Source organism: Rhizobium sp. P1_C7 (assembly GCF_056406295.1).
This window is the reverse complement of record NZ_JBFUAL010000050.1, coordinates 1-11,757: the sequence shown is the minus strand read 5'-3', so window position 1 is coordinate 11,757 and position 11,757 is coordinate 1. Positions and strand designations below refer to the sequence as shown.

Here is an 11,757-nt window from a genome sequence, read left to right as displayed (position 1 = left end):
GATCCCACAGATGATGGGCGACGAATTTCAGCAGCAAGGCTTCCGGCGCCGGCCAAGGCAGGGCACTGCCGGTGGCGGCCAGCGACCAGGCCTGCAGATAGGCGAGATCAGAGGTGAGCGCCCTCAGCGTGTTGTCGCCCATGCCGGAGTTGACCAGATGCCGCAGCGTTTCGACATCCTGGTCGGTCAGCAGTTCGGCAAGCTCATCGCGGCGCTCGATCGGCAGCACCGCGGCGATGGTGTCGAGTTTCCCGGCGTGTTTTTCGATCGAACGTGACGACAGGTTGCTCATTTCGGCAGTCCGTTCTCGTCATAAAATTCATCGTGGTTTGAGGTCAGGCCACTGATCGTCGGGCGACCCTCGGCTGCCAGTGTCAAAAAGTCATCCATAGTGCCCTGGCCCGTCTTCGCAACAGCTACGATGACAGCAACGGGGTCTCCCTCACGACAAATGACAACCTCATGGTCGAGCAGGGCAAGGTCGATCAACTCTTCAAGTCGCTCCGCTGCCTCGGCAAGTTCGACGCAAATCTTCACCGCGGTTGCCCCTTTACCAGACCCGCTCATGCAAAATAGCGTCGAACACAACATCGGTCGAGACGAAAGCGCAATGCTCCAGGCGAGCCTGGGCCGCCAGCATCCGGTCCCAGGGATCGCAATGTTCCCAATCGAAGGCGGCCGCCAGTTCTGCATGCAGATCGCTGATGGCGAGTGTCTGCAGTCCGCTGGCAATCACAGCGGCTCGTAATTCCTGTGGCTTCAGGCCGAGCTTCTTCAGGCGCATCTTGTTGTCCAGCTCGTAGAACGACACCGCACTGACGAAGATGGTGTTGGCCTTGTCCTCGATCAGTGAGCGTGCCCGTCTCGACAGGCGATCGCTGCCAATGGTCCACCAGTAAACCGCATGGCTATCGAGCAGTATTTTCACGAGCGATCCTCTCGATCGCCAGGCTTCCCTTGCCACACGCCAAGGTCATCGTTCCAGTCGCCGGCGTCGATGGCCGCCTGTTCGGTGTTGCGATCATCGAAGAGATCGTCGGGAAGGCCGTGCTGCCGCAATAGCCCGAACGGTCGTTTTCCGCCAAGGTCGGCTGGGCCGATGCGGGCATAGACGTCATTGCCGCGCATGATGATGATTTCCTCGCCCTGGTTAGCGCGTTCGAGGACTTCTGCAAAATTCTTGCGGGCCTCGCTGATTTTGTAGCTGGTCTGCGGCATGGTGTCGGCCTCCGGGAAACACTGTTGGGCTACGGGTGCGACGGCTTGTCAACGTGTACAACGGCATTGTACTCATCACTTCCGATAAGCGATAATTCCGGCAGCGATGTGGTGCAGCCGCCATCACATCGACCGGCGCTGGTAAAACTATCGGTTGACTCTCGCGGAGATGTCTCTATTAATGGTTTATCGATCTTTTGCTTGCCGAACTTTGTCTACCGCGCGATTGGCACTGCGCTCTAAGCGAACTTCCTTTCAAAAATAGTCGTTATCATTGTCCGCGAAGCCTCGCTTTCGCGGTCCCTCACTCTATGCTTTGAAAGGGTTCATCATGACCACCGGCACAGTAAAATGGTTCAACTCCACCAAGGGCTTCGGCTTCATCCAGCCTGACAACGGCGGCGCAGACGCCTTCGTTCACATCTCGGCCGTCGAACGCGCCGGAATGCGCGAAATCGTCGAAGGCCAGAAGGTCGGCTACGACCTCGAGCGCGACAACAAGTCGGGCAAGATGTCCGCCTGCAATCTGCAGGCAGCGTAAGATCACGAATTTGCTCCTCCCTTTGACCACGGATGTACTGGCACTGGGAAAGCACTTTGATCTGAAGGCCGGGCACGACTGCCCGGCCTTCTTCCGTTTCGCGGGCATACCGCTTTTCATCTCCCAAGGAGATCTTCATGATACAGACCTTCAGCAAGTCCAGACAGCAGGCCGAGGCCGCATTCGGCAACATCCAATCGCAACTCTTCGCCCGTAACCAGGCAGGCGAGGAAATCAACTTCGTAGAGGACGCCCAGCGAGTGAAGACCGCCAGGCTTCGCGAAGCACGCCTGGCGAGGGACGCCCAGTTTGAGTCCGCCCAGCGCGGTTGAGGCGTGCGTGACCGATTTCGGCGTCAGTTCCCAATCGCTCGTAGAGCCGTTGGTGGTGGTGGCAGATGCTTCATAACGGCGTGAAAAATATTGTCTGCCGCTTTCCGTCGCCCGTCCGGAACAGAAAGACTCCGCGGGAGTTTGCTTCTTGAAGGAGACGATCATGGCCGAGGACAAAAAGATCGTCGAAGTGAAGGTGACAAACGAAGGCGGAGCACAGGTCCCCGTCGGCATCATGAATACGGAGCAGGCGCTGGCACTCCCAGAGGAGATGATTGTCACCGTTTCTCATCCCCATCGCGACCCTGGAGGAACCAGCGAGTTTATCGGTCGGGATGAATTGCGGAACCTGACGGAGCCGTGGATAGAGCGTCCCAGCATTCGGTTTCCCGCGCCTACGACGGATGATGTGGGGGCCCGTTTCGACGAGGCAAAGGCTGCCGCCAGCTTCGCGTTAGAGGATATCATTGCATCGGCAAACGAGGCGGGGTGGGGAACGCAGGAAGTCACCGCTGCGCTAATCGAAGCGGCGCAATCCCTCAAGGACGCCAACCAAGCCGATCCCGATCCGGCCGACGATCCCGCAGTCGGCGACGCTTTGTGGGAACAGATCGGTCGCGGCGAACAATTTGATTGAATTCCGTGGTTGGGCGCATCCATGATCCGCCGGCGGTGCCCAATGCGGACGCACAGGCAGACTTGTTTATGAAATTGGGGCCCAGATCACGTCTGGGCCCGATGTGCTGCTAATCACGCCGTCAGGTTCTGATCGAAAAAGCCGGACAGCTTTTCGAACGGAATGAGGTCCACCCTGTCGTAGAGATCGACATGTCCGGCGCCCTTGACCCAGACCAGTTCTTTCGGCTCGGCGGCGCGGTTGTAGGCATCCTGGCTGAACTCCTTGGAATGAGCCTGGTCGCCGGAAATGAACAACATCGGTCGAGGCGAAACCGTTTCAATGTCGTTGAACGGGTAGAAGTTCATAAACTTCACCGCGCTGGTTAGGGTCGGCTTCGTCGTCGTCTGCACCGTTGCGCCAGCCGGTGTGAACTGGCCACGCGGTGTCCGGTAAAAGTCGTAGAATTCCCGCTGAACCGGGTCCGTTTCAGTAGTCAGTTCGAGAACGGTGCCGCCGATATACTGCGTTTCTCCTCCGTCGAATTCCGCCCAGCGCTGTTTAGCCGCCGTCTCGATGAACTGCTTGCGCTGTTCGACGGTCTGCGACTTGTTCAGTGCGTCGCGAAAGGCCGCGCCCATATCGTACATGCTGACCGTTGCGATCGCGCGGATCCGAGGATCGATCTTCGCTGCGCTGATGATGAAGCTGCCACTGCCGCAGATGCCGATGCCGCCGATGCGCTGTCGATCAACGAAGCTCTGGCTGCCGAGGAAATCCACTCCGGCGCTAAAGGCCTCGGCGTAGACGTCCGGAGAAACGAGGTTGCGGACTTCGCCCTCGCTCTCGCCCCAGAACGGCAGATCGATGGACATCGCGACGAAACCCTGCTCGGCCATCTTGGTCGCGTAGAGGTTGGCGCTCTGCTCTTTCACCGCTCCCATGGGGTGGCCGACGATGATCGCCGGGCTCCTTGCACTGCGCTCAAGGTCCTTCGGCGTGAACAGGCTGCCTGCGACGTCCATCTTGTACTGAGACTTGAAGGTCACCTTTTGCATGCTGACCTTGTCGCTGGTGTAGAAATTGGCAGCACCGTGCGACATGTCCTGTGCCATTGCCGAAGAGAAGCCAAGCAAAGAGGCTGCGCTGACCGCAGCCATGCCCGCGCATGTGATCTTCAGAAGCTGGCGGCGGTCGAGGCGGCCCGCCGAGGCGTCGAACCCGACTTCGGTTTCAATCTTGTCATTCACGATCGTATCTCCGCGTGTTGAGAAAAGGCGAATTGGAATTGGGTGCGGTCAGACCGTTTCGATGCGGAGCGGGAACTCGCCCCTTCTGCGGCAGGTATGTAATCTTCTCGTTGGACGAGTAGTTCTCGATCTTGAGGTCGAGCGGCAGCATCGACGTGAAGTCGCGGGCAGAGGCGTTGTCGTAAAGGGTGGCGGTCATCGTCTGACCGTTGAACGTCATCCTGATCGTCACCTTGGTCGGCTCCTTGCTTGCGGGGTCATTGCCCTGTTGTGCTCGGGCCCCGCGGTGGGAACATTGCTGTCGCGACCATCGACCCGAGGACGCGCGGCGGCTGAGTTTCTTGGAGTTCAGAACCATGTCAGTTGCTCCCGAGGTGACGCCCCGCGACGGCGGCAAGGACGGACGAGCCAGTCAAAAGCACGGCCGCAAACGCGAATGTGGTCCACCAACCCGTCGAGTCGAACAGGACGCCGCCGAGAGATGCGCCCATGGTGATGGCGAGCTGGATGGCCGCGACCTGGAGACCGCCGCCCGCCTCGGCGTCGTCGGGCATGGTGCGGCTAAGCCATGTCCCCCAGCCGACGGGGGCGGCCGTGCCGAAGAAACCCCATGCAATCAGAAGGATGGCGGTGACGACGGACGACGAGCCGAACGCGATCAGCAGCAGCGCGATGGCAGCCATCACTAGCGGGATGGATCCAAGGATGCTGAACAGCCTCGTCTGTAGCAGACCGCTGACGCAATAGGTGCCGACGACGCCCGCCAGCCCCATCAGAAGCAGCAGCAGGGAAAGGGTCGAGATCGAGACCTGGGTCACGGTCTCGAGGAACGGGCGCAGATAGGTGAACAGCGCGAACTGCCCCATGAACAGCAGCATGACGGAAGCCATGCCGATCGCCACCTGCGGACGGGCAAGCAGGCTAAGGACGTTCGGCGACCCTTCCTTGCGACGTGGCGGAAGGGACGGCAGGCTGATCCATTGCCAGACGAAGGCCAGCAGGGCGAGCGGCACCACGGCGAAGAACGCACCACGCCAGCCGATATAGGAGCCGAGTAGGCTGCCCAACGGCGCAGAAATCGTCGCCGCTATGGCATTGCCCGCATTCAACATCGCCAATCCCTTCGGGACGGCATCTTCAGACACCAGGCGCATGACGATCGCGGTCGACATCGACCAGAAACCGCCGATGGCGATGCCGAGCACCGCACGCCCGAGCATCAGCACCACGTAGTTCGGCGCAAAGGTAACGATGGTCCCGGATAGGATCAGAAGCATCGTCAGCGACGTCACCACCAGACGGCGGTCGCACCTACGGGTCGCTGACGACACGAACAGGCTGGTGACGACTGCGAAGATGCCCGAGATCGAAATTGCCTGACCCATATGCCCTTCTGTCACGCCGAGGTCCGTCGCGATTGGCGATAGCAGACTGACGGGCATGAATTCCGAGGCGATCAAGACGGCAACGCATAGGGCCATCGAGAACACCGCTCCCCAGGCTGCGATCAACGGGACGTCTTCATCAAGCGGGTTGGCCGCATTCTCAGCCATCAGGTCGAAGACGAAGTCGGGATCGATTGTGAGTGCTTGCTTTGTCATGAGGGCAAGATACACCGCACTCACTTCATCGATTAGCCGTTGCAATTAGGATGCACTTATCGAATGGTGACATAAGTGATCGGGAGGTATGGCATGAAACGAGAAGATCTGAACGACATGCTCTGGTTCCTCGTGGTCGCCGAGGAGCGAAGCTTCACCAAGGCGGCTGCGAAACTCGGCACCTCGCAGTCGACGATCAGTCACACGATCAAGAACCTCGAAGCGCGGATGGGACTTCGACTTCTGACCCGCACGACGCGAAGCGTCTCGCCGACGGAAGTTGGAGAAAGGCTCATCCGGTCGCTCGCTCCCCGGATCGAAGAGATCGAGACCGAGATCGACGAGCTGATGGAAATCCGAGACACCCCGTCCGGCACAGTTAGAATCACGTTGTCCGACCACGCTCTGGAGAGCGTCGTGTGGCCGAAGCTTCTGCCCGTGCTGAAGGACTACCCCGATATCAAGGTCGAGCTAAATACGGACAACGGTTTTCGCAACATCGTCGAGGACCGGTTCGATGCCGGAGTGAGGCTGGGGGAGAGCGTGGACAAGGACATGATCGCCGTCCGGATCGGACCAGACTGGCGGCTCGTGGCCGTCGGCTCTCCGGCGTATTTTGCCGCCCGGCCTGCTCCCCGTTCACCGCAGGAGCTGGTGGCGCATAACTGCATCAATCACCGCCAGTCGCGCTCGGGCGGCCTCTACACTTGGGAATTCGAGAAGGGAGACAAGGAACTGCGTGTCCGTGTCGATGGCCAACTTACCTTCAGCACGTCCTACGCGATGATCGATGCTGCAGCCAATGGCTATGGGATCGCCTATCTGCCCGAGAATATCGTGGCGAGCGACATCGCCTCAGGGCGGTTGGTTCAGGTCCTCGACGACTGGTCGCCAATGTTTCCGGGCTACTATCTCTACTACCCAAGCAGGCGGCAGAACTCTCCCGCATTCAAGGTCGTGGTCGATGCACTGCGCCTCTGAGGGAGAGGGCCATCTTATCAGCGGGCCTCATCAATCGGGAAGACCGGCACCCCACCAATATATGCAACTCGCCCATAAGTCCTATCGTTGCGGTCCACCTAATCCGTCGGCGTCGGTGCGCTACATTGACGGTCGACACCCTTCATTCGCATCGGGAGATGGACATGCAGAAACGGAATTTGGGTCAGGGACTGGAAGTCTCGGCGTTGTCCCTCGGCGCGATGGGCTACGGCAAGTCGCGCGAAATCTCCGACCGCGAGGAGATGATCGGTCTCCTGCGCAGCGCCGTAGAACATGGCATGGACTTCTTCGACACCGCGGAGGTCTACGGACCGTGGACGAACGAGGAAATGGTCGGCGAGGCGTTTGCTGGGATGCGGCAGACGATCAAGATCGCGACCAAATTCGGCTGGAACATCGATCAACGCACCGGCGAGCATCTGGGCGGGGTGAACAGTAAGCCGACGCAGATCCGAAGTGCGGTTGAAGGCAGTCTGAAGCGCTTGCGCACCGATTACATCGACCTTCTCTATCAGCACCGCGTCGATCCGGACGTGCCGATGGAAGACGTAGCGGGCACGGTCAAGGATTTGATCTCGGAAGGCAAGGTCCGCTACTTCGGCCTTTCGGAAGCGGGCGCCGGATCGATACGCCGTGCCGATGCGGTGCAGCCGGTCGCCGCGTTGCAGAGCGAGTACTCGCTGTGGACGCGCGACCCTGAAGCGGAGATCATCCCCACGCTCGAAGAGCTGGGCATCGGCCTGGTTCCTTTCAGCCCGCTGGGCAAGGGCTTCTTGACCGGTAAGATTGATGCCGGAACCACCTTCGACTCGAACGATTTCCGGGGGCAGATCCCCCGGTTCGCGGAAGAGAACCGGAAAGCCAACCTGGCGCTGGTCGACTTGATCCGATCGGTAGGAGAGCGGCATGGCGCCACGCCGGCGCAGGTCGCGCTTGCCTGGCTTCTCGCCCGGAAGCCTTCGATCGTGCCACTGTTCGGCACGAGGTCGGTCACACGTTTTGAGGAGAACATCGGCGCGTTGTCGGTCAATCTTACAAGAGACGATTTGATCGCAATCGATGAAGGTGCGGCCAAGGTGCGGATCGTAGGCGATCGATACCCGACGGAAATGATGAATCTATCAGGTCTCTAGGTTCCGGTCCGGCTTGTAACACCGGACATCCCGCCGTGTCTGCTAGGTGGTTATACCGACCCGCCGAGGCATGCCCGTCGGCGCGGCAGTCAGCGACAGACGCGAGATCAGGCAACAGTCGAATGCCAGACATCGGTGCGCTTCAAGAAGGATCCGATGTGCCGATTACTTGCGTATCTGGAAATCTTGGGGCTATGGCTATGGCGCGTCCATGGTCGATCTTGAGCTTCGTGAAGCTCAGTGGATGGATTACACTGGGCTTTTTGTCTTGTATGTCTGCATCCTACCCAAGAGTAACCGAGTAGCGCAAAGTATCATGACCGCAAGCATCCGAGACAATCTGCGCTACTGGCGAACTTCGTTGGCGGACGGCGCGCTGGGTGAAGGAAAATTCACGCAGCCTGACCGCAAGCGGTTTGTTGATATTCCTGCGGTCGCGCTGAAGACCGGAGTGCTGCCACAAGAAGTCTTGGATCAGGTGTTCCAGGGCCAGACTTCGTCCAGGGCAGTCGCCGTTCGGTTCTGGCCTCTGGTTACGGGGCGAAAGTCGTCACACGGGGCGGCGCGAACCGGCGGGTTGCCGGAAATCGTGGCGCCGGTGGTGACAGAGGCGACAGTCGGTCGAGATGGGCATATCACACCGATGCGTAACGCGCTTGCTCGGGATCTACTAAACCCCCTACCGTCTGGTGAGTTTGCCATCGGTTCTGTCGATGCCTTGGACACATTCCTAACCGAAACGCCTCTCCCTGATATGTCGGGTACTGCCGCCTGGGAGGATTACCTTGGCCATTGCCGCAAGATGGTGGATGCCGTTTCGCAGGGGTGGCCACGCGGGGATGCAGATTATCAGCCGATCGGTTCGGGGTTTCTGGAACTGGCCGAGGATGCGAATGCGACGGTGCGGGGAATCCTCGACCTCTATGACAAGCTTCTGGCCGAGGCACCTGAGGCGCCGTTGCTGAAGCAGGTGGCGCAGCCGAAGCGGGCCGCCGCGGACCCGGACCATCGGATTGAACAGGAGTTTTCCCGGCGGCTTGGCCATTCGAACCCGAACTTCCCGCTGGCTCAACACCAACGGCAGGTTCTGGCCTGGCTGGATGCCTCAGCGCCGGGAGAGGTGATTGCTGTGAACGGCCCGCCAGGGACTGGCAAAACCACAATGCTGCTATCGGCCGTCGCGGGCCTCTGGGTGCGTGCCGCGCTCCGTGGTGAAGACCCGCCGGTGATCGTGGCGGCGTCTTCCAACAACCAAGCGGTGACGAATATTATTGACGCCTTCGGAAAGGATTTCGACAAAGGAGTAGGCCCGTTTGCAGGGCGGTGGATGCCTGAGGTGGAAAGCTTCGGGATGTTCCTTGCGTCGCATTCCCGACGCCTTGAAGCGGCCCGTCGCTATCAGACCGAAGAGTTTCAAGTCGAGCGCGAGACAGTCGTCTATGTCCAGCGCGCCAAGGATATCTATCTTCAGGCGGCAGGGGTAGCATTTCCCGAGCTCGCCGACCCCGATCTTGGGTCCGTGGTGGCGGCACTGCAAAAGCGGATGGCGGATGAAACAGACAAGCTGGCGCAGATCGACCGCGCCAACAGCGCATATCGCGCGGCCAGCTCTGCTCTTGAAATAGGCCTAGGGCCCGATCCCGACGCCTCTGAGGCCCTGCGCGTTGAAGAGGCCGCGACACGAATGGCCGCTGTCGAAAAACTCCGGGCGGCGAGAGCTGCACTCGACCAGCACCTAGCGTCGGAATCGTCGCTGACCGCGGTGGTCGGCTTCCTGTCCTCTGTCAAAGAGAAGCGCGCCTTGCGGGCACGGCTTGCCATCGGCGAGCTTGTGCCAGGGTTGGAGACAGCCAAGCGGGTTTCAGACATCGAGGACAGGGTTCGAACCGATCTTCGTGCTGCGGATGAGGCGCTGCAATCTGCCGAACAGGCACTGGCAACGGCTAGAGCCCTGCGCCTTGATTTCCATGAGGCGGAAAGGAACTGGGCCAAGGCGAGGGGGTTCCTTGGCGGGACCGATGACATTGCAGAACTGGAACGTCAGGCAGACCTGGATGTTCGGTTCTCCCTCTTCCTTCTGGCAACGCATTACTGGGAAGGTCGCTGGCTTCTGGCAATGGAGGCTGACCTCGCCGGGATCGTCGCCTCCAAGGGGAAGAACGGAAAGGCGACAGTCATCCCCCGCTGGCACCGCCGCATGATGTTGACCCCCTGTGCCGTGGCAACATTTGCCAGCCTGCCAGGCAAGATGACCTACACCCGCCATGACGGTGGCAAGTGGGCGACCGAGTACCTCTTTAATTTCATCGACCTATTGATCGTCGACGAAGCCGGTCAAGTCTTGCCCGAAGTTGCTGGGGCGTCTTTCTCGTTAGCGAAGCGCGCCCTGGTGATTGGTGACACCCAACAGATCGAACCGATTTCATCGGTGCCCCGGCCTGTGGATGTAAGCAATCTTCGACACAGTGGCCTCCTCTCGAGTGAAGCCGGCATTGACACCCTTATCGACCGCGGGATCTGCTCGACCAATGGCAGCGCCATGCGCCTTGCACAGCAAGCCTGCCGGGTGTCGCCGTATCCAGATCTCGAGAAGGGCCTCTACCTGTTCGAACACCGGCGGTGCTACGACGAAATCATCAGCTTCAGCAATGCTTTGTGCTACAAGGGAAAGCTGCGACCGCTACGGGGAAAGGCGCAAACAGACGCTGCCCTCCCAGCGCTTGGATATCTGCACATAGACGGCCGTGCACTTACCTCGGGAAGCAGCCGCGCCAATCCGCTCGAGGCGCAAACTATTGCTGCTTGGCTTGATGCCAACCGTGCTGGACTGGAAGCGCGCTATGGCAGACCGTTGGAACAGATTGTCGCCATCGTAACCCCCTTTGGCCGACAGGTTCGCGAAATTCGGGAAGCCTGTGCCAGCCGCAAGATCGCGGTCGAAGGGCGCGAAGGCATGACCATCGGAACAGTCCACGCGCTGCAAGGCGCCGAACGACCCGTCGTGATCTTCTCGCCCGTCTATTCGAAACACGCAGACGGAGGGTTTATCGACGTCTCGCCCAGCATGTTGAACGTGACGGTCTCACGGGCAAAGGACAGTTGCCTAGTGTTTGGCGATATGGATGTTATGGCGGCAGCGAAAACCGGGTCACCAAGGGCAGTCCTCGCCGACTTCTTGTTCGCATCAGAGCTGAATGCGCTTGAGTTTGCGGCTGAGCCGCGCACGGACCTGAAGCAGGGGAGCTCTCAGATTCAGGTGCTGCGGGATGCGGCTGGGCACGATGCTTTTCTTCTGGATGCGCTGTCCGCCGTTGGCCGCCGCTACACTATTGTTAGCCCGTGGGTGATCGCATCCACAATGGAACGTGTTGGGCTGCTGGCCGCATTCGAAGCCGCTGTCCAGCGAGGCGCCGAGATCGACGTATTCGCTGATCCACTGCTTAATTTGGGCCAGGCTGCGGATGGCTTGACCCAAATGGAAGCGGTCGAGAAGGCCTTATCAAGGATCGGGGTTCGGCTGCACAAGCTTCCGAAGCTGCACAGCAAGATCGTGGCGATCGACACAGACCTTCTTTGCATCGGCTCTTACAACTGGCTCAGCGCCGACCGACATGGCCAATACGCGCGCCACGAAACGTCGTTCGTTTATCGAGGTGGGCATCTGGAGGAAGAGATCACCACCATTCTTGGCAGCCTTCGGCGCAGAGAGAAATAACGGCTTGTGCCGCGATCATTGCTGCCCAAACCGCCGAGGCTCTACATCTAGCCTTTCTCGGATGAAAGTTCGCTGATAGGTGCGGCTAGAGCATTTCACTTTTTGACAGAAGCATAGCCGGCATTTGTAAGATAGTTGGCGCATTCGTCGGGTTGGATTGTTTCGACCAGCCTGCCTATGTGGCGCCAGGTATCGTCAATTGTTCGGCGTTGCGCGTGCCGCATCCAGTGTTTGATCTTCGAAAAGGCCTGCTCGATCGGATTGAGGTCCGGCGAATAGGGCGGCAGGAACCAGAGCCGCGCACCGGCGGCTTTGATTGTTTGACGGATGGCAGCCGATTTGTGGCTGC

13 protein-coding genes and 1 pseudogene are annotated in these 11,757 nt (G+C 59.7%); 6 read left to right on the top strand and 8 right to left on the bottom strand.

The window, feature by feature from the left end; translation table 11 throughout:
* The 4 genes and pseudogenes from AC1D2R_RS31865 to AC1D2R_RS31850 all read right to left on the bottom strand — a co-directional run.
* Positions 1-292, bottom strand: a pseudogene (locus tag AC1D2R_RS31865) (integrase); the annotation flags it as partial.
* Positions 289-537, bottom strand: a complete 249-nt coding sequence (locus tag AC1D2R_RS31860) for a type II toxin-antitoxin system Phd/YefM family antitoxin (protein WP_477973791.1) — start codon at positions 535-537, stop codon at positions 289-291. The gene AC1D2R_RS31860 and the pseudogene AC1D2R_RS31865, both read right to left, overlap by 4 nt.
* A gap of 13 nt (positions 538-550) precedes the next feature.
* Positions 551-928, bottom strand: a complete 378-nt coding sequence (locus tag AC1D2R_RS31855) for a type II toxin-antitoxin system VapC family toxin (protein WP_477973789.1) — start codon at positions 926-928, stop codon at positions 551-553.
* Positions 925-1,218: a type II toxin-antitoxin system Phd/YefM family antitoxin gene (locus AC1D2R_RS31850; protein ID WP_477973787.1), complete on the bottom strand. Its 294-nt coding sequence runs from the start codon at positions 1,216-1,218 to the stop codon at positions 925-927. Before AC1D2R_RS31850 ends, AC1D2R_RS31855 begins: the two co-directional genes overlap by 4 nt.
* Before the next feature lie 331 nt (positions 1,219-1,549).
* Between AC1D2R_RS31850 and AC1D2R_RS31845 the strand changes: the two genes are divergently transcribed.
* The 3 genes from AC1D2R_RS31845 to AC1D2R_RS31835 all read left to right on the top strand — a co-directional run bounded on the left by AC1D2R_RS31845 (position 1,550) and on the right by AC1D2R_RS31835 (position 2,728).
* On the top strand, positions 1,550-1,759 hold the full coding sequence (locus AC1D2R_RS31845; protein WP_477973785.1) for a cold-shock protein: 210 nt from the start codon (positions 1,550-1,552) through the stop codon (positions 1,757-1,759).
* 137 nt (positions 1,760-1,896) lie between these two features.
* Complete coding sequence (locus AC1D2R_RS31840) at positions 1,897-2,091, top strand: hypothetical protein (protein ID WP_477973783.1); 195 nt, start codon at positions 1,897-1,899, stop codon at positions 2,089-2,091.
* 379 nt (positions 2,092-2,470) lie between these two features.
* On the top strand, positions 2,471-2,728 hold the full coding sequence (locus tag AC1D2R_RS31835; RefSeq protein WP_477973795.1) for a hypothetical protein: 258 nt from the start codon (positions 2,471-2,473) through the stop codon (positions 2,726-2,728).
* A 113-nt stretch (positions 2,729-2,841) separates the two neighbouring features.
* Here AC1D2R_RS31835 and AC1D2R_RS31830 read toward each other — a convergent pair whose 3' ends face one another.
* From AC1D2R_RS31830 to AC1D2R_RS31820, 3 genes are read right to left on the bottom strand one after another with little or no spacing between them, the layout of a single operon-like run.
* Positions 2,842-3,957: an alpha/beta hydrolase gene (locus tag AC1D2R_RS31830; RefSeq protein ID WP_477973781.1), complete on the bottom strand. Its 1,116-nt coding sequence runs from the start codon at positions 3,955-3,957 to the stop codon at positions 2,842-2,844.
* Entirely contained in the window at positions 3,950-4,315 is a 366-nt protein-coding gene (locus tag AC1D2R_RS31825; protein WP_477973779.1) for a cyclophilin-like fold protein, read from the bottom strand. The genes AC1D2R_RS31830 and AC1D2R_RS31825 overlap by 8 nt, the downstream gene beginning before the upstream one ends.
* A gap of 1 nt (position 4,316) precedes the next feature.
* Complete coding sequence (locus AC1D2R_RS31820) at positions 4,317-5,510, bottom strand: MFS transporter (protein WP_477973793.1); 1,194 nt, start codon at positions 5,508-5,510, stop codon at positions 4,317-4,319.
* Between the two features lie 141 nt (positions 5,511-5,651).
* Here AC1D2R_RS31820 and AC1D2R_RS31815 point away from each other — a divergent pair, with 141 nt between their 5' ends.
* The 3 genes from AC1D2R_RS31815 to AC1D2R_RS31805 all read left to right on the top strand — a co-directional run bounded on the left by AC1D2R_RS31815 (position 5,652) and on the right by AC1D2R_RS31805 (position 11,408).
* The gene (locus AC1D2R_RS31815) at positions 5,652-6,539 is read left to right on the top strand and encodes a LysR family transcriptional regulator (RefSeq protein ID WP_477973778.1); all 888 of its coding nucleotides are present in this window, start codon (positions 5,652-5,654) and stop codon (positions 6,537-6,539) included.
* A gap of 164 nt (positions 6,540-6,703) precedes the next feature.
* The gene (locus AC1D2R_RS31810) at positions 6,704-7,693 is read left to right on the top strand and encodes an aldo/keto reductase (RefSeq protein ID WP_477973776.1); all 990 of its coding nucleotides are present in this window, start codon (positions 6,704-6,706) and stop codon (positions 7,691-7,693) included.
* A 316-nt stretch (positions 7,694-8,009) separates the two neighbouring features.
* Positions 8,010-11,408, top strand: coding sequence for an AAA domain-containing protein (locus tag AC1D2R_RS31805; RefSeq protein ID WP_477973774.1), 3,399 nt, complete (start codon positions 8,010-8,012; stop codon positions 11,406-11,408).
* Between the two features lie 95 nt (positions 11,409-11,503).
* Here the strand turns inward: AC1D2R_RS31805 and AC1D2R_RS31800 are convergent.
* The coding region (locus tag AC1D2R_RS31800; RefSeq protein WP_477973772.1) for a transposase at positions 11,504-11,757 on the bottom strand (254 nt) is incomplete at its 5' end.

Excerpts from the sequence above, each read along its gene's own strand:
- AC1D2R_RS31825 (WP_477973779.1), bottom strand. The coding sequence starts at position 4,315 with ATGGTTCTGAACTCCAAGAAACTCAGCCGCCGCGCGTCCTCGGGTCGA.
- AC1D2R_RS31840 (WP_477973783.1), top strand. The coding sequence starts at position 1,897 with ATGATACAGACCTTCAGCAAGTCCAGACAGCAGGCCGAGGCCGCATTC.
- AC1D2R_RS31820 (WP_477973793.1), bottom strand. The coding sequence starts at position 5,510 with ATGGCTGAGAATGCGGCCAACCCGCTTGATGAAGACGTCCCGTTGATC.
- AC1D2R_RS31805 (WP_477973774.1), top strand. The coding sequence starts at position 8,010 with ATGACCGCAAGCATCCGAGACAATCTGCGCTACTGGCGAACTTCGTTG.
- AC1D2R_RS31815 (WP_477973778.1), top strand. The coding sequence starts at position 5,652 with ATGAAACGAGAAGATCTGAACGACATGCTCTGGTTCCTCGTGGTCGCC.
- AC1D2R_RS31845 (WP_477973785.1), top strand. The coding sequence starts at position 1,550 with ATGACCACCGGCACAGTAAAATGGTTCAACTCCACCAAGGGCTTCGGC.
- AC1D2R_RS31810 (WP_477973776.1), top strand. The coding sequence starts at position 6,704 with ATGCAGAAACGGAATTTGGGTCAGGGACTGGAAGTCTCGGCGTTGTCC.
- AC1D2R_RS31850 (WP_477973787.1), bottom strand. The coding sequence starts at position 1,218 with ATGCCGCAGACCAGCTACAAAATCAGCGAGGCCCGCAAGAATTTTGCA.